Origin of the sequence: Sphingomonas yabuuchiae (assembly GCF_001477495.1) — a bacterium.
GTDB lineage: Bacteria > Pseudomonadota > Alphaproteobacteria > Sphingomonadales > Sphingomonadaceae > Sphingomonas > Sphingomonas yabuuchiae_A.
Genome location: NZ_LDTF01000007.1, coordinates 265,031 through 281,648, shown reverse-complemented (window position 1 = coordinate 281,648; position 16,618 = coordinate 265,031). Strand labels below are relative to the sequence as shown.

At 64.6% G+C, this 16,618-nt stretch carries 18 protein-coding genes and 1 tRNA gene; 7 read left to right on the top strand and 12 right to left on the bottom strand.

Features of this window, described 5'->3' with window-relative positions; translation table 11 throughout:
• Positions 1–43 precede the first annotated feature (43 nt).
• The 5 genes from NS355_RS02570 to dapA all read right to left on the bottom strand — a co-directional run bounded on the left by NS355_RS02570 (position 44) and on the right by dapA (position 4,643).
• The gene (locus tag NS355_RS02570; RefSeq protein WP_058744221.1) at positions 44–2,101 is read right to left on the bottom strand and encodes a M13 family metallopeptidase; all 2,058 of its coding nucleotides are present in this window, start codon (positions 2,099–2,101) and stop codon (positions 44–46) included.
• A gap of 95 nt (positions 2,102–2,196) precedes the next feature.
• Positions 2,197–2,772, bottom strand: coding sequence for a DUF2062 domain-containing protein (locus tag NS355_RS02565; protein ID WP_058744220.1), 576 nt, complete (start codon positions 2,770–2,772; stop codon positions 2,197–2,199).
• Entirely contained in the window at positions 2,772–3,251 is a 480-nt protein-coding gene (smpB, locus tag NS355_RS02560) for an SsrA-binding protein SmpB (RefSeq protein WP_058744298.1), read from the bottom strand. The genes NS355_RS02565 and smpB overlap by 1 nt, the downstream gene beginning before the upstream one ends.
• Positions 3,252–3,330: 79 nt before the next feature.
• The gene (locus NS355_RS18525; RefSeq protein ID WP_153008001.1) at positions 3,331–3,540 is read right to left on the bottom strand and encodes a hypothetical protein; all 210 of its coding nucleotides are present in this window, start codon (positions 3,538–3,540) and stop codon (positions 3,331–3,333) included.
• Between the two features lie 203 nt (positions 3,541–3,743).
• Positions 3,744–4,643, bottom strand: a complete 900-nt coding sequence (dapA, locus tag NS355_RS02550; protein ID WP_058744218.1) for a 4-hydroxy-tetrahydrodipicolinate synthase — start codon at positions 4,641–4,643, stop codon at positions 3,744–3,746.
• Positions 4,644–4,723: 80 nt separating this feature from the next.
• On the opposite strand from dapA, the gene NS355_RS02545 reads away from it, so the two are divergent.
• The 4 genes from NS355_RS02545 to NS355_RS02530 all read left to right on the top strand — a co-directional run bounded on the left by NS355_RS02545 (position 4,724) and on the right by NS355_RS02530 (position 8,542).
• Complete coding sequence (locus tag NS355_RS02545) at positions 4,724–6,733, top strand: lytic transglycosylase domain-containing protein (RefSeq protein WP_058744217.1); 2,010 nt, start codon at positions 4,724–4,726, stop codon at positions 6,731–6,733.
• A gap of 30 nt (positions 6,734–6,763) precedes the next feature.
• Positions 6,764–7,246 carry a transcription elongation factor GreB gene (greB, locus tag NS355_RS02540; protein ID WP_058744216.1) on the top strand — a complete coding sequence of 161 codons (483 nt, stop codon included), beginning with the start codon at positions 6,764–6,766 and terminating at the stop codon, positions 7,244–7,246.
• Between the two features lie 112 nt (positions 7,247–7,358).
• A complete protein-coding gene (locus NS355_RS02535; RefSeq protein ID WP_058744215.1) occupies positions 7,359–7,739 on the top strand; it encodes a DoxX family protein in 381 nt (126 codons plus the stop codon).
• A 26-nt stretch (positions 7,740–7,765) separates the two neighbouring features.
• On the top strand, positions 7,766–8,542 hold the full coding sequence (locus NS355_RS02530; protein ID WP_058744214.1) for an NYN domain-containing protein: 777 nt from the start codon (positions 7,766–7,768) through the stop codon (positions 8,540–8,542).
• A gap of 32 nt (positions 8,543–8,574) precedes the next feature.
• Here NS355_RS02530 and NS355_RS02525 read toward each other — a convergent pair whose 3' ends face one another.
• Entirely contained in the window at positions 8,575–9,759 is a 1,185-nt protein-coding gene (locus NS355_RS02525) for a sensor histidine kinase (protein WP_084787442.1), read from the bottom strand.
• A 149-nt stretch (positions 9,760–9,908) separates the two neighbouring features.
• Positions 9,909–11,588 (bottom strand): energy-dependent translational throttle protein EttA, encoded by a 1,680-nt coding sequence (gene ettA / locus NS355_RS02520; protein ID WP_007403394.1) that lies wholly within the window; start codon positions 11,586–11,588, stop codon positions 9,909–9,911.
• A 106-nt stretch (positions 11,589–11,694) separates the two neighbouring features.
• On the opposite strand from ettA, the gene NS355_RS02515 reads away from it, so the two are divergent.
• The 3 genes from NS355_RS02515 to NS355_RS02505 all read left to right on the top strand — a co-directional run bounded on the left by NS355_RS02515 (position 11,695) and on the right by NS355_RS02505 (position 13,786).
• Positions 11,695–13,092 (top strand): M20/M25/M40 family metallo-hydrolase, encoded by a 1,398-nt coding sequence (locus NS355_RS02515; protein ID WP_058744213.1) that lies wholly within the window; start codon positions 11,695–11,697, stop codon positions 13,090–13,092.
• Between the two features lie 192 nt (positions 13,093–13,284).
• Complete coding sequence (locus tag NS355_RS02510) at positions 13,285–13,551, top strand: hypothetical protein (RefSeq protein WP_058744212.1); 267 nt, start codon at positions 13,285–13,287, stop codon at positions 13,549–13,551.
• Between the two features lie 159 nt (positions 13,552–13,710).
• A tRNA-Ile gene (locus NS355_RS02505) sits at positions 13,711–13,786 on the top strand.
• An 81-nt stretch (positions 13,787–13,867) separates the two neighbouring features.
• Here NS355_RS02505 and NS355_RS02500 read toward each other — a convergent pair.
• The 5 genes from NS355_RS02500 to NS355_RS02480 are packed head-to-tail and all read right to left on the bottom strand — an operon-like array spanning position 13,868 to position 16,353.
• On the bottom strand, positions 13,868–14,941 hold the full coding sequence (locus NS355_RS02500) for a tyrosine-type recombinase/integrase (RefSeq protein ID WP_058744211.1): 1,074 nt from the start codon (positions 14,939–14,941) through the stop codon (positions 13,868–13,870).
• Positions 14,938–15,120 carry a hypothetical protein gene (locus tag NS355_RS02495; RefSeq protein WP_058744210.1) on the bottom strand — a complete coding sequence of 61 codons (183 nt, stop codon included), beginning with the start codon at positions 15,118–15,120 and terminating at the stop codon, positions 14,938–14,940. The genes NS355_RS02500 and NS355_RS02495 overlap by 4 nt, the downstream gene beginning before the upstream one ends.
• A complete protein-coding gene (locus NS355_RS02490; protein WP_153008000.1) occupies positions 15,117–15,593 on the bottom strand; it encodes a hypothetical protein in 477 nt (158 codons plus the stop codon). Before NS355_RS02490 ends, NS355_RS02495 begins: the two co-directional genes overlap by 4 nt.
• A complete protein-coding gene (locus tag NS355_RS02485) occupies positions 15,590–16,051 on the bottom strand; it encodes a hypothetical protein (protein WP_058744208.1) in 462 nt (153 codons plus the stop codon). The genes NS355_RS02490 and NS355_RS02485 overlap by 4 nt, the downstream gene beginning before the upstream one ends.
• The gene (locus tag NS355_RS02480) at positions 16,051–16,353 is read right to left on the bottom strand and encodes a hypothetical protein (RefSeq protein WP_153007999.1); all 303 of its coding nucleotides are present in this window, start codon (positions 16,351–16,353) and stop codon (positions 16,051–16,053) included. The genes NS355_RS02485 and NS355_RS02480 overlap by 1 nt, the downstream gene beginning before the upstream one ends.
• Positions 16,354–16,618 lie beyond the last annotated feature (265 nt).

Here is a 16,618-nt window from a genome sequence, read left to right as displayed (position 1 = left end):
AAAGGCCCTCCGGTCGGTGCCGGAGGGCCTGTCATTCAGTCGATTACCAGATGCGGACGCGCTGCTCGGGCGTCAGCGCCATCTTGTCGGTCGGCTTGACGCCGAAGGCGGCATACCAGGGGTCGAGGTTGCGCACGGTCAGCACGCGCTCATGACCCGGCGAGTGCGGATCGGACAGCAGCGCCTGGCGCAGCGCCGGTTCGCGCCACTTGGTCCGCCACACCTGCGCCCAGCCATAATAGAAACGCTGGTCGCCGGTCGTACCGTCGATCACCGGCGCGGGCTTGCCGCCCAGCGACTTGTGATAGGCATCGAGCGCGACGGTCAGGCCCGCCAGATCGGCGATGTTTTCACCCAGCGTCAGGCCGCCCTGGATGTGCTGGCCGGGCAGCGGTTCGTAAGCATCATATTGCTTCACCAGCGCGTCGGTGAAGGTCTTGAACCGCGCCACGTCCTGCGGCGTCCACCAATCGGTCAGCTTGCCGGTCGCGTCGTACTTGCGGCCCTGATCGTCGAAGTGGTGGCTGATCTCATGCCCGATCACCGCGCCGATGCCGCCATAGTTCACCGCCGGATCGGCCTTCGGGTCGAAGAAGGGCGGCTGGAGGATCGCCGCCGGGAACACGATCTCGTTCATCGGCGGGTTGGCATAGGCGTTGATCGTCATCGGCGTCATGAACCATTCGCCGCGATCGATCGGCTGGCCCAGCTTGTTGAGGTCGCGCTGGAATTCGAAGGCATTGGCGCGCGCGACATTGCCGACCAGATCGCCGCGCTGGATCTGCAGCGCCGAGTAATCTTTCCACTTGTCGGGATAGCCGATCTTGGGCGTGAAGGCAGCGAGCTTGGCCAGCGCCTTCTGCTTGGTCTCGGGCGCCATCCATTCCAGATTGCGCAGCCGGTCGCCCATCGCCGAGATCAGGTTCTTGACCAGCGCATCGGCGGCGGCCTTCGATTCCGGCGGGAAATATTTCGCGACATATTGCTTGCCGACTTCCTCGCCCAGGCCGTTGGAGACGAGGCCGACACCCCGCTTCCACCGCGCCTGCTGCTCGGGCGTGCCCGACAGGGCGGTGCCGTAGAAGGCGAAGTTGGTCCGGTCGAAATCACTCGACAGATAGCCCGCATAGCTGCGCAGGACCTTCAGCATCGCATAGTCCTGAAGGACGTTCAGCGGCGCTTCGCTATACAGTTTGGCCTCGCCGGTGATCGCGCTGGGCTGCGCAACCAGATAGGCCGGGCGACCCGAGACGCCCAGCGTCTGCATATATTGCGCCCAGGGGAAACCCGGCGCCTTGGTGGCGAAATCCGCCGCCATCCACTTGTTGTAGGTCTTGTCCGCGTCGCGGCTCTCGATGCGGGTCCAGTGAACGCCCGCCAGCCCCTTTTCAAAGTTGAACACGGCCGCCGCGCGCGCCTCGGCATTGGGCTCGCCCGCCAGCGTCAGCATCTTGGCGAGATACGCCTGATAGGCGGTCCGGATCGTCGCCAGCTTGGCGTCGTCCTTCAGATAATAGTCGCGGTCCGGCAGGCCCAGGCCGCTCTGGCCGAAGTTCGGGATGTAGGTATCGGGCGCCTTGTCGTCCTGGCCGATATAGACGCCGAAAGGCGCGCCGACGCCCTGACGCTGGAGCTTGGCCATCTCGACGGCCAGCGCGTCACGGCTCTTGGTCGCCTTGAGGGCGTTCAGCCATGGCTTGACCGGAGTTGCCCCCTTCGCATTGACGGCGGCCTCATCCATGAAGCTGGCATAGAAGTCACCCGCCTTGTTGCCCGGCTGCTTGGTCGCCTCGTCCAGGATCGTGCGGGTCTGCTCCAGCGAGCGGTCCTGCAGGACGTGGAACATGCCATAGGACGAACGATCGGCGGGGATCGTCGTGCTCTTGTACCAGGTGCCGTTCGAGTAATCGAAAAAGTCGTCGCCCGGCTTCACGGCCGTGTCGCGGCCCGCCATGTCGAAACCAAAATTACCGATCTCGGGGCCGTTCTTGGCATTGGGCTTCACCGGGCCGACGGCGGCCTTGTCGACGGGGTTGGCGGTCTGGGCCATGACGGGGGAAATGGCGGTCGTAAGAAGTGCGGCGATCAGCAGAGAGCGCATCTGAATTCCCGAAAAGGAGATGGATGCCACTGTTGTAGCGAGCCGATACGCCCAGTCAAACCGTTAGAAAGTCACGTCAAACCGCGATACCGCTATCAGATTGCCACGCTTTTCCGTCGGTTGCGCCATTTCCGAGCGATCCACACGCGCCATCCGAGCGCCGAGGCGGCATAGCCGAACACGGCGCACCCACCGGTCAGCACGCACAGGCCGAGACCGAAGGCAGGCCCCTGCTCCCACAGCCAGTGAAACGCGCTCAACGCCCATTGCAGCCAGCCGGTCGCGGCTTCGGCCACCGGCTGGGTGTTGATCGGCGTTTCGCTGCGCAACAGAAAGGTGCCGATCCGATAGGCGATGACCCAGATGATCGGCGTGGTCAGCGGATTGGTGATGAAGGTCGTCAGCGCCGCGACCGGCACATTGGCGCGGAACGGCAGTGCGAAGACCGCCGCGATCGCGATCTGCGCGACCGGAAACAGGAACCCGGCCACCACGCCCAGCGCGACGCCACGCGGCACGGATCGCCGGGTAAATCGCCACAACTCGGGCGCCAGGACACGGTGGGCGACCGGCCGGAGCAGCCGGTTGTTCTCCATCGAATCGCGGGTCGGCATGTTGCGCCGGACCCAGGCCAGGGAACGACCCCACAAGGTGGGCACGGCCGTGGCCATCAGCCGCGATCGCGCAGGATACGGCCCTGCTCACGCTTCCAATCGCGCTCCTTGATCGAATCGCGCTTGTCGTGCGCCTTCTTGCCCTTCGCCAATGCCAGCTCCACCTTCGCGCGACCGCGCGAGTTGAAATAGATCATCAGTGGCACCAGGGTCATGCCCTCGCGCGCCACCGCACCGTGGAGCTTGTTTATTTCGCGCTCATGAAGGAGCAATTTACGAGGCCGCTTGGCTTCGTGATTGAAGCGGTTGCCATGGCTGAATTCCGGCACGTTGGAATTGACCAGCCACACCTCCTCGCCGCGCACCTCGGCATAGGATTCCGCGATCGATCCCTCGCCGAAGCGAAGCGACTTCACCTCGGTCCCGGTCAGGGCGATACCGGCCTCATAGGTCGCCTCGATGGCATAATCGAAGCGGGCGCGCCGGTTCTCGGCGACGATCTTCTTCTTGTCGAAGGTTTGGGGTTTCGGACGCATGGACGGGCCGATGTAGGCGCTGAATGCCGCCATGAAAAGCCGCTGATAACCGCGCCGTTCCGTTTCTGGAACGAGGCGTTCAGGGCTTGCGGCGACCGCCCATCGGGATCGTCAGCCGGATCATCGCGCGCTTGCTGGGCATGCCGCCGACATCCACCTGCTCAGCCTCCGCCGAGAGGGTGCCGACACCAGCGATTTCGGTGCGTGCCTTGGACAAGGTCACGGCTCTGGAATAATCGGGAATGGCGCCGATCCGATCCGCGTCGGAAGAGCGACCATATACGACCACGTCACCTCCGCTATCGTCGGGTGGGCACCGGCGAGCAGTCGTCGTCTTCCGGGGCGCAGGCAGGATAGGCCCGGCCACCGCACCCGTCTGCAAGGCGATCATCATCAAGGCCCACATCGGCCGCTCTCCCGGCAACGCCCATCGTCAACGCGATGTTCGTCCGGGATTGCGGCCGAAGGAAGGCCCCAAACGGGAGGGTGGGTTCAGATCAATCCGGCATGGGCCAGCGCGGCGTCGACCTGTGCACGCGAAGCCTCTGACGGCCAGGTCATGGGCAGGCGAACGCCTTGCGGGAAATGCGGCATGATCCGGCTCAGCGCATATTTGACCGGCCCCGGCGAGGCGTCGGTGAACATCGCCTCGTGCAGCGGGAACAGCCGGTCGTGCAGTTCCAGCGCAAGCGCCATATCCCCGCTCGCGCAGGCCGCCTGGAACTCGGCGCACAGGCGCGGCGCGACATTGGCCGTTACCGAGATGCACCCCACGCCGCCCATCGCGTTGAAGGCCAGCGCCAGATCGTCATTACCCGACAGCTGACAGAAATCGGCACCCAGCGCCCCGCGATGATGCGATACGCGGGCCAGAGCGCCACTCGCGTCCTTTACGCCGACAAACACCTGCGGCGCGGCTTGGACGATGCGGATCAGCGTCGCAGGCTGAATGTCCGTCACCGTACGGCCGGGCACATTGTAGAGGACGATGGGCAGCGGCGCGTTCTTCGCCAGCTCGGCGAAGTGGAGCGCGATGCCCTCCTGGCTCGGCCGGTTGTAATAGGGCGGCACCATCAGCGCGGCGTCGGCGCCGGCTTCCTGCGCGGCCTTCAGGTTTTCGATCGCGACGATCGTGTCGTTTGAGCCCGCGCCCGCGATCACGGGCACCCGGCCCCGCGCCTGGTCGACGCACACGCGCACGACATGGAAATGCTCGTCCTTCGGCATGGTCGCGGCTTCGCCCGTCGTGCCGCAGGCGACCAGCGCCGTGGAGCCCTCGGAAATCTGCCATTCGACGAAGTCCCGGAATTTCGCCTCGTCGAACGCTCCGCCGACATGACCGCCCTGATCGTCGAACGGCGTCACAAGCGCCGGAATGGACCCTGAAAACATGAGAGGAAATGCGCTCCTGCTGCGCCGAATGGGACAATTTGTTCAGGACATGTACGGGTAGAGTCCCTATTCTGTCCACCATGATGGCATTGACGAAGGCGGGGGCGCTCCTCGCGACATTGGCAGGATCGATGATCACGCCGGGCGGCCAGGACCAGCTGGACCGGTATCGCACGCAAATGGCGAATATGAGCCCCAACCAATCGACGCAGGGTATGCCCGCCCCGGCCGATGGGGCGATCGCGGCGGCGCTGGCCCAGTGGCGGGCGCTGCAACAGACCGATTCGCTGCCCTTCGACAGCTATGCCGGCTTCCTGATGGCGCATCCCGGCTGGCCGGGCGAAGCGGGCAACCGCCGCGCCGCCGAGAAGCAGGCGGCGAACTTCACCGCCGCGCCGTCGAGCATCGTCGCCTATTTCCGTCGCTTCCCGCCCCAGTCGGCGGCGGGCGGCGTGGCCTATGCCCGTGCCTTGCTGGCGACTGGCGCCCCTGCGGAAGCCGCGCAGGCCGCGCGGACGGCCTGGCGGCGCGGCGCACTGTCGCCGAACGACGAGGCGCTGGTGATGTCGACCTTCGCCTCCGCGCTGACGCCGGAGGATCAGGATGCGCGGATGGATGCACTGCTTTGGTCGGGGCAGACGAGTGCGGCGGCGCGACAGCTCAATTATACCAGCCCGGCACGGCGTCCGATCTTCGCGGCGCGGCTGGCCTTCCGCTCGAAATCGGCGGACGCGCCGAGCCTGTCCGCTTCGACGGCCGAACTCTATGCCAATGATGCGGGCTATGTCGCCGACCGCGCCAGCTGGTTGCGCGACACCGGCGACAGCCTGACCGCACGGTCATGGCTTGCCCGTTCGAGGCAGCTCGTCACCCGGCCGGGCAATGTCGAGAAATTCTATGAGGCGCTGCTGGTCAACGCGCGGGCGGCGGCGAATGACGGTCAGCTCCAGACCGCCTATGACATTGCCCGGCAGGTCGACGACGCCTATCCGACGGGCACCGACGTCTCGACCAAGCCTTATGGCGAGCGCGACGACTATACGAGCCTGGTCTGGCTTGCCGGACAAAGCGCGATGAAGCTTGGGCGCCCTGCGGATGCGATGACGCTGTTCGACCGATACGGCCGGGGCAGCCAGTCGCCACAGACTCGTGCGAAGGGCTTTTACTGGGCAGGCCGCGCGGCCGAGGCGGCGGGTCGTTCGACCGAAGCGGCAGGTTTCTTCGGCCGCGCCGCGCAATATCGTGACCAATTCTATGGCCAACTCGCGCTGGAGCGGACCGGGCGCCCGCTCGTCGCGCCGCCCGCCATCGCTGCGACAAACGTCGCGCCCGCCGTGCGCGCCGCCTTCGATGCGCGCGAGACCGTGCGCGCGGCCAGATTCCTGGGCATGATAGGCCAGTGGCAGGACCAGAGCGCCTTCATTCGCCAGATCGCGGCGGATGCGGAGGACGAGAACGACCATCTGCTCGCGGCCGATCTCTCTCGCAGCATCAACCGCCCCGACCTGGCCGTCATGGTCGGGCGCAGCGCGATGCAGAACGGGCTGACCGACTATTCGGCGGCCGGTTTCCCGACCGTGCCCGTGCCTGCGGGCTATGAGCAAAGCTGGACGATCATCCACGCCATCGCGCGGCAAGAAAGCCAGTTCGACCGCGCCGCAGTCAGCCATGCGGGCGCACGCGGCCTAATGCAGCTGATGCCCGCCACCGCCGCCGAACAATCGGGCAAGATCGGCCTGTCCTACTCGCCCGCCGCGCTGACCACCGATCCGAACCTGTCGATCCAGTTGGGCGCCAGCTACTTCGAGCGAATCCGCAACAATTATGGCAGCTATCCGCTTGCAATCGCAGCCTATAATGCGGGAGGCGGCAACGTAAATAAGTGGCTGCGCGCCAATGGCGATCCGCGCACCGGCACGGTCGACATCGTCGACTGGATCGAGGCCATCCCGTATATGGAAACCCGCAACTATGTGCAGCGGGTGCTGGAGAATGCGGTCGTCTATGACCTGATGAACCCCGCCCGCGCGACCAGCCGGGGGCCGACCCCGCTCAGCTGGTATCTGGGCAAGTCGTCGCGGCCGGGTTGATCGCGGCGGCATAGAGAATAGAGGGGGGCGATGGATCGTCCCAACTATATCACCCCGGCCGGCTATGCCGCGCTGCGTCAGGAATATGAGGCACTGTTCGCGGTCGAACGGCCCAAGCTGGTCGACACGATCGCCTGGGCGGCGGGCAATGGTGATCGCTCGGAAAATGGCGACTATATCTATGGTCGCAAGCGCCTGCGCGAGATCGACCGGCGGCTGGGCTGGCTGTCCAAGCGCATGAAGGCCGCCAAGGTCATCGACCCGGCCCGGCAGGAGGATCGCAGCAAGCTCTGGTTCGGCGCGACCGTCACCATCGCGGACGAGGACGATAACGAGCGCGTCCTGACGCTGGTCGGGGATGACGAGGCCGATGCAGGCCAGGGGCGGGTCGGCTGGAATGCTCCCCTCGTCCGGGCATTGCGAGGGGCCTCGGTCGGCGATCTGCGGCGGGTGACGCTGCCTGCGGGCGAGCGCGAGTATGAAGTGATCGCCATCGCTTATCCCGATCCGTAACCGCATCCGCAACGGTTCGTTTCGCATCCGGTTCTTGCTGCGGATCGGGTGGAGGACAGAATATGCTCAAAGGACGGCGATCGGCGCGGTCCTTCGTGAATGAGTATCGGCCATGCCTATCCCCGCCCGATTTTCCGCCCCGCTTCTCTCGCTGTTCCGCGTCGTCTTCGGCCTGATGTTCCTGGCGCACGGCGTCTCGAAATTCTTCGGGCTTCCGCCCTTCCCCATGCCGCTCAATCCCTTGCTGACGGCGGCGGGCGTATTGGAGCTGGTCGGGGGCACATTGCTGTTCGTTGGGTTGTTCACCCGGCCGGTCGCCTTCCTGCTGTCGGGCCAGATGGCGGTCGCCTATTTCATGGCCCATGCGCCTCAGGGCTTCCTGCCGCTGGCCAATGGTGGTGAGGCGGCCATCCTTTACTGCTTCGCTTTCCTGTATCTGGCGGCTGCGGGTGGCGGATCGATCGGCGTCGATGCGATGCGGCGTGGCGGCTGATCCTCAGCTCTGATAGTCAGGGCGACATGAACGCCCTGACCCGAAATATCGCGCTGCTCATCGATGCCGACAACGCCCAGTCGGCGGCCATCGACCCCGTCCTGACGGTGCTCGCCGAATTGGGCACCGTCAATGTCCGTCGCGCCTATGGCAACTGGTCCAAACCCGGCCTGAAGGGCTGGCGCGACGTCATGGTCAAGCACGGGATCGAGCCGCAACAGCAGTTCGACCTGACCAAGGGCAAGAACGCCACCGACATGAAGATGACCATCGACGCGATGGACCTGTTGTTCCGGGGCCGGATCGACGGGTTCGGCATCATGTCGTCGGACAGCGACTTCATGCCGCTCGCCACACGCATCCGGCAGGACGGCTTCCCCGTCTATGGCTTCGGCAACAGCCGCACGCCGGAGGCATTCAAACAGGCATGCAGCCGCTTCATCGATGTCGGCGCGTTGATCGGCGAAACGACCCGCTCCACCAACGTAAAGCCAGTTTCGGCCGATGTTCCACTGGCCGACTCGCTCCCGCCCTCAATCGAACAGGCAAAGCGCACGGCAGGCACACCGCGCCCGATCGACGAAGAACTGCTGAAGTTGCTGGTCGACGCCTATAATTCCGTAAAGCGCGACGAGCGCGGTTTTGCCAGCCTGTCGGCGATGGGTCAGCTGGCGGGCAACCGGTCGAGCTTCGACACGCGCAATTTCGGCTTCAAGCGGCTGTCCGACCTGATCGAGGCGGTCCCCAATTTCCAGACCGAACGGCGGGAAGATGGCCGGACCTTCGTCAAGCGGGTGCGGTGAAGGATCAGATTTCTCCCTGCAAGGAGAGGGAATCAGTCCCTCGGATCGGGCATCGTCAGCGTCGCGCACGTACCCGGTGCCGCGTCATCGAACCGCACCTCCCCCCGCAGCTGCCGGGCCAAGCTGGTGATCATCCGCATGCCCAGGCTATGGCGGGACGCGACCTTCATGTCGAATTCGGCGGGTAGCCCCTTGCCCGTGTCGCGCACCGACAGCACGATCTGTCCGTCCCGCGCATGCAGGCCCACATCGATCACCCCGCCGTCCTCGCCATAGGCATATTTGATCGCATTGGTCAGCAACTCGGTCAGCATCAGCCCGATCGGGATGGCGGTATCGGCGTTCATCTCGATCGCCTCGATATCGCAATGCACCTCATGATTCTTGGCCTGCTGGGCCAGTTGATCCGCGATGCCGCAGGCCAGATCGTCGAGCGACACCATGCCGACCCGCTCGCTGCGCCATAGCTGGTCGTGGGTCTGGGCGATGGCCGCGATCCGCGCCTGCGCGTCGTTCAGCATCCTGAGGACACGGGGGTCGTCATCCTCCTGCTTTTGGAGGTTTAGCATCGCGGACACCAACGCCAGGCTGTTCTTGACCCGGTGGCTGGCTTCGCGGGTCAGAAGCTGCTGATGCTCCACCGCCTCGGCCAGGCGGCGCTCCGCCTCCTGCCGCTCGATCGCGACGCCGATCAGATTGGCGAAACCCTGCATGAAGGCAAGGTCGGCCTCCTCGAAACGACCTTCATCCGGACTGTCGACCTCCAGCACGCCGTAACGCTGGCCGGATGCCTCGACCAGCACGTTGATCGCCCGGCGAATCTTGTGGTCGGCCATGAACTGCGGCGTCCGAAACCGCTCTTCCTGATCGAGATGGTTGGAGATGACCCCCTGCCCCGTCTGGAGCGCAAAGCCCGCAGGAGAGCCCATATCGGTGCGCATCTCGGTCGAGCCGACGACACCCGGTCCCCAACCTACGCCGGTGCGGACCAGAAGCGTTTCGCGGTCTGCCTTGTATTCCAGGAACTTGCAGAAGGAAGATCGCATTCCCTCTGCACAAAGCTCGGTCGCCCGCTGCAGCATCGGGTCCAGGTCGCGAGCGCGCAGGGCCTCGATTCCGAAGGCGGCAAGGACCGATTGCTGGCGAAGTCGGTAATGCAACTGCCCTGCGCCGGCGATCTCACGATCCTCGCCTTGCGCCTGCTCCACTACCGCCATTCCCAACCGCGCCCTTTATTACCTTATCGTTATAACGGCTGAGATGGGAATTGGCCGCATCGGTTTAAACCTGTTGGCCATCCCATGATATGACAACGCCCTCCCCGATCGCTCGGGAAGGGCGTCACCAGAAACCGAAATCGCAGGGATCAGCGGGTCAGTTTCTTATAGGCCAGACGGGTCGGACGATCGGCGGCATCGCCCATGCGGCGACGCTTGTCCTCTTCGTACGATTCGTAATTGCCCTCGAACCATTCGACATGGCTGTCGCCCTCGAAGGCCAGGATGTGGGTGCAGAGGCGGTCGAGGAAGAAGCGATCGTGGCTGATGACCACGGCGCAGCCCGCGAACGTCTCCAGCGCCTCTTCCAGCGCGCGCAGCGTTTCCACGTCGAGGTCGTTGGTCGGTTCGTCGAGCAGCAGGACGTTGCCGCCCTCCTTCAGCATCTTGGCCATGTGGACGCGGTTGCGCTCACCGCCCGACAGCTGGCCGACCTTCTTCTGCTGGTCGGGGCCACGGAAGTTGAACGCGCCGACATAGGCGCGCGTGCCGAGCTCCTGTTTGCCGAAGCGGAAGACTTCCAGTTCGTCGGAGATTTCCTGCCAGACATTCTTGTTGGGATCGAGCTCGTCGCGGCTCTGGTCGACATAGCCGAGCTTGACGGTCGAGCCGATCTCGATGGTGCCCGCATCGGGCTGTTCCTGGCCGGTAATCAGCTTGAACAGCGTCGACTTGCCCGCGCCGTTCGGCCCGATCACGCCGACGATACCACCCGGCGGTAGCATGAAGTCGAGATTTTCGAACAGCAGCTTGTCGCCATAGGACTTGGTCAGGCCCTTGGCCTCGATCACCTTGCCGCCGAGGCGCTCGGGGATCTGGATCAGGATCTGCGCCTTGCCCGCGACGCGGTTCTCCTGCTTCTCCATCAGCTCCTCGAACGCGCGGATACGCGCCTTCGACTTGGTCTGGCGGGCCTTGGGCGTCTGACGCATCCAGGCCAGCTCGTCGGCGATCGCCTTTTGCTTGCCCGCCTCATCGCGCTCTTCCTGCTCCAGGCGCTTGGCCTTCTTTTCCAGATAGCCGGAATAGTTGGATTCATAGGTGTAGTAACGGCCGCGATCGAGCTCGAGCACCCAGTTCACGACGTTGTCGAGGAAGTAACGGTCGTGGGTGACGAGGATGACGTTGCCGGTATATTCCTTGAGATAGTTCTCCAGCCACGACACGCTCTCGGCGTCGAGGTGGTTGGTTGGTTCGTCGAGCAGCAGGATGTCGGGCTTTTCGAGCAGCAGCTTGCAGAGCGCGACGCGGCGCTTCTCACCGCCCGACAGGCGGGTGACATCGGCATCGCCCGGCGGGCAGCGCAGCGCTTCCATCGCCTGTTCCAGCTGGCTGTCGAGCGACCAGCCGTCGACGGCATCGATCTTGGCCTGAAGCTCGCCCATTTCTTCCATCAGGGCGTCGAAATCGGTGTCGTCCTTCGGATCGCCCATCTCGGCCGAGATGGCGTTGAAGCGATCGACCAGATCGGCGATCGGCCGCACGCCGTCCTTGACGTTGCCCATCACGTCCTTCGACGGATCAAGCTGCGGCTCCTGCGCCAGATAGCCGACGCGCACGCCCTCGGCGGCCCAGGCCTCGCCGGTAAAGTCGGTGTCCATGCCCGCCATCACCTTCATCAGCGTGGACTTGCCCGCGCCGTTCGGGCCGATGATCGCGATCTTCGCGCTCGGCAGGAACTGAAGGTGGATGTTGTTCAGGACAGGCTTGTTGGCGCCGGGGAAGGTCTTGGTCAGACCCTTCATCACATAGGTATATTGGACGGCCATGGCGGCGCGGGGCTCCGTGCTTTTGCGACTGTGGGATGTTTGAGCGCCCATGTAGTGGTTGCGCGGGCGGTTGGCAAACGGGACCGGCTGCGTAACACTCCATTCCATGAAGCGCATTCTTCTTGCGGCCCTGACCGCCTCCGCCCTGTCCTCCCCCGCCTTGGCGCAACGGACCCCGCCGCCACCGCCAGCCATGGTCGCACCCGAAGTCGAGCGGCTGCGCGACGCGGCGCTGAACGATACGGTCGCCTGGGATATCGTCGAGGGTCTGACGACCGAAGTCGGGCAGCGACTGGCGGGCACCGAGGCCGAAGCCCGTGCCCGCGCCTGGTCGGTCGCCCGGCTGACAGCGCTGGGTTTCAAGAACGTGCGGATCGAACCCTATCGGATGCCGGTATGGGAACGCGGGGCGGAGAGCGCCGAAATCCTGGCCCCCTTCCCGCAGAAGCTGACCCTGGCCGCGCTGGGCAATTCGGGGGCCACCCCGGCGGGCGGCCTGACGGGCGAGGTCGCGGTCTTCCCCAGCATGGCGGCGTTCCAGTCGGCACCTGATGACGCGATCCGGGGCAAGATCGTCTATATCGGCAACACCATGCCCCGGACCCAGGACGGATCGGGCTATGGTGCCTATGGCACGGCACGCTTCACGGGCCCGGCGCTGGCCGCAAAGCGCGGCGCGGTCGCGATCGTCATCCGCTCGATCGGCACCGACCATCATCGCTTCCCACATACCGGCACGACCAACTTCCCCGATGGCGTGAAGCCCATCCCGGCGGCCGCGCTCTCGGTTCCCGACGCGGAGCAACTGGAGCGAATCGCCAGCCGGGGTCAGCCGATCCGGATGAAACTGCTCCTGACCCCCCGTATGGTCGGCACCCGCGAATCAGGCAACGTGATCGCGGAGGTGCCCGGTAGCGATCCTTCGGCAGGGATCGTGCTGGTCGGCGGCCATCTCGACAGCTGGGACCTGGGGACGGGCGCGATCGACGATGCCAGCGGGATCGCGATCACCGCCGCGGCGGCCAAGCGGATCATGGATGCGGGCCAGCCGCGTCGTACCATCCGCGTCGTCTGGTTCGGCGCCGAGGAAGTCGGCGGCATGGGCGGCGAGGCCTATGCCAAGGCCCACGCCGATGAGCGTCATGCCACGGCATCGGAAAGCGACTTCGGTGCGGACCGGGTCTGGCGGTTCGAGGTCAATCTGCCCGCCACCGCCAAGCCGGTCGCGGACCGGCTGCAGACCGCGCTCGCACCGCTGGGCATCACGCGGGGCAGCGGCCTGGGCGGCGACGGCACCGATATCGGCCCGACGATCAAGCTCGGGACCGCCGGGATCGACCTGAACCAGTCAGGGTGGGATTATTTCGATACCCACCATACGCCCGACGACGTATTGGACCGCGTCGATCCGGCGGCGCTTCGCCAGAATGTCGCCGCCTGGACCGCCATGCTGGCGGTGGTCGCCAACGCGCCGGAGACGATCGGCCCGGTTACGCCACGCTGATCCGTGGGTTCCTCGGTAACCTTTTGGTAACGCCAACGCCTTGAAAAAGCCCGATCCGTGCCATCCGTTCGTCGCGAACCTTGCGATCCGATGAATTTTGCGGATTGACCGCGATGAACCGCACGTTATTTGAGCCGCTTCGCGACGGCATTCGGGCCGGCCGCGATTTTTGCTTTGCTTGGGAGCATTCGAATGAAGAAGATCGCTTTCGTTCTCGCTGCCGCCGGCCTGATGTCCGTCGCCGCCTGCAACAAGTCGCCGGAAGCTGCCGCTGTTGAGAACAACGCGGACATGCTGGCTGACAACATGGAAATGTCGGCTGACAACCTCGAAGCCGCTGCCGACAACACCTCGAACGCTGCTGCTGCCGCGACCCTCGAGAACGCTGCCGACAACATGAACGCCGCTGCCGACAACGTCCGTGACGCTGCCGACGCCAAGGCGGACAACATGCAGTAATAGTCGCCTCGGACCTTCGGGTCCGACGCGCCGACTGCTATGTCGGAAAAGGGCGCTTCCCCTGCGGAAGCGCCCTTTTTCTTTGCCCGATTTCCTGTGCAAAGTTGCTCCACGACGCTTGCGAAGTCCGGCTGCATCACGCTAACGACATTCGCGGTGGGGCCTGTAGCTCAACGGTTAGAGCTGGCCGCTCATAACGGCTAGGTTGCGGGTTCGAGTCCTGCCGGGCCCACCAATTTCCCAAACAACATATTGTTTTTTAAGCATTTTCTGCTCGGATATGTCTAACTGCTGGACCATGGTTAGACAATTTTGGTCATTTTTGATCTGAGAATCGGTTGATGGTGCGGCTGATCGCACCATCGGCGAGGCCTTCCTGGTCCGCAGCGGCGGTATAAATTGCGACTTCGCTATCGCCTTTCCAGCCGCCAACCGCCTTGATCTCCAGCTGCGTGGCTTGGCTCTGAGCCATTCGCCGGGCGATCGCCTTGCGTAGGCCGTGGGCGGTGCAGTGTGGCAAACCTGCCTCATTGCACCATTCCCGCATCTTGTTGCCGAAGCCATCCTTCGTGAACGTCTTACCGGCGGTCGTGACGAGGAATGAACGCAGCCCCACGCTATCCATAGCGTCAATCGCTCGGCGTAGATCGGGGGCGATCGGCAGCCAAAGGTCAGCCTGATTCTTTGCGGCCGTGAAATTGATCTTGCCGCGCACGACATGGGCCGGGCCGAACAGGCGGGCATCCCCTCGCCGCTGACCCGTCCAAAGCATGATCTCCAGCGCCAGCCTTGCGCGTGTGCCCAGCGGGTGCCGCGCTTTGTACTGGGCGATTTCCTGCTCCGTCCACGTGTGAAAGCCGGTCAGCTTGGTCTTGCCGATCGTCGCGGCATCCTCGACCGGATTATGCTCGATCCACTTCAGCTTCTTGGCGTAAGCGAACAGGCGGCGCAGTTCCTTGCGGAGTTTAACGGCCGCGACCTGACCGCCCATCGTCCGCTTGCGGGTATCATCCCAACGCTTCTCGGTCCGGGCCAGCAGGATCGCCTCGATATGCTCAAAGCCGAAGTCAGAGATGAGATCGTCGGCAAAATCCTCGCGGAAGCTGTCGATCAGATACTTCCGACGGGCCTGAGTTTCTGCCGTGCCGCGCCCTTTGAAATCGCCCGCCGCATAGTAGCGCGACACGAGGTCGCCAACGCTACCGGGGACAGCCGGGCGCACGACGATCATCGGCCTGTCGGCCAACAAAGCCTCGTATTCAGCCTTGAAACCCTTTTCGTCGGGTAGGTGCTTCATATAGACCGGCTTGCGCCCGGCTTTGCGGAACCGGGCGCGAAGTTTCCCGTGGCGATCGGGGTCTACCGTGACATTCTTATATCGGGTCTTCACTTCGGAAGCAGCCTGTCGAGCGGGTTGGGTCGGCCGACGATCGTCGGTGAATCGCTGGCGTCGATGACCATGTTACCATGAACATCGATCGCAACGCGAACATGGCCAAAGCCTGCGTCCCGAGCGCCTTTCATGGCCCGGGTGACGTCGGTCTTTGTAAAGCGAGCAGGCGCTGTCATCCGGCCGCCCTCCTTCTCTCCCACTGTTGATAGTCGTGCGACAGCCAGATGTGCGGACCGGAGCCTGCGCACACCGGCTGATGCTGCCATGCCAGTGCCTCGACCAGTTCGGCCTGCACGGCCGCGTCGCGGTCGTCGCGCTGTTTGCGCGCCAGATCCCGCGCGCGGACTGCCGCTCGGCCCAGGTCGTCGCGCATCTCCTCCCATGTCGCGCCGAAGCGCGCCTGGAAATCGATCGGCTCGGGCAGAGCCTCGTCGTTCAGGACCGCGCGCCAGATCGCGACGACCGCGCGCATGACGCGGATCCGTGTGTCGGCGAGCGCCTGATCCAGGTTCTGGGCCGCGACCATGGCAGGATAGCCCTTTTCGCGTTCCGACAGCAGCTGAACGGCCGTGCGGCCAAGGTCCGCCCAGTCGCCACGACGACGCGGATACGGACCGTTGCCGACGAAGGTCATGGGCGACCGGCTCATGCCGCGCGCTCCTGTGTGCAAAAGAGGGTCAGGACAGGACGGCGCGCGGGCGCGGTCCTTGGCGCAGGCGCGGTCCATTGCTCGTCATGGATGTCGAGCATCCAGCCGCGCTGATAGCCGTGCTCGGTCGCCCAGGCGGCGAACTGGTAGTTGAGGCGCTTGATCAAGACGGCGATCGCGTCCTCGGTCCACCATGTCGGACCGCCCTCCCCATCCTCGCCGAACGTCTCTCCGTTCCGGGCTGCGAAGGCGTCGGCGATGGGGCCGCCCTCCGTGGCCATGGCGGGGGTGAAGATGTCCAGCTCGTTAGCTTGCGGCTCGGCCTGGGCCGTCCAGAAGCCGACATCCGGGAAGCGCGTGGTGGCGGCGGTCGCTGCTGCTTCGCGGGTCGGATGGGGGCCGAACCACAGTTCCGCATTCTCGAACGCGGGCGTGGTGCTGTAATAGAAAGCGGGCATCAGATCCGGCCCGCCAGATGGGCGGCGATGATGCCGCTGCCGATCCACATCAGCAGCGATACGGCCGCGACCACCAGGATCGCCCGCATGACGCGGTGGCCCTCGTCGATCTCGATCCCGACGCTGGGCGGTGCGATGCGGCGGTCACGCAGGCGGCGGACCCGGCTGGCGAGGTCATGCGTCGCGCGCGACTGATGATCCGGGTCAGCGGCCGGACGGCCGTCGTGTCCGGGGCTGATCAGAAAGCGATGTAGCGAGGCGTTGGTCCCGACGCCGTCATGGTGCTGTGGTGGGATGCGCATGGCGGTCTCCATCGCCGCTGGATGCGGGCGATAGGCCTATATCTGCCATTACGGCATATTCCGTCAATCTGATAATTGCCGTTTTGGCATTTACGGGTTTGACATCTTGATCTTGTTCTATCTTTGTTCCAGCCAAGAGGCATTAGGGATGGACGGACAATGGGTCGGATCGTGGTTCACTGGTATCGTGCGACGTGCTTCGGAAGGCCAATAGGCCCATGGCGCCAAGGAATTAAGGCGGCCCGAGCTGACCTGATCGCGGCGA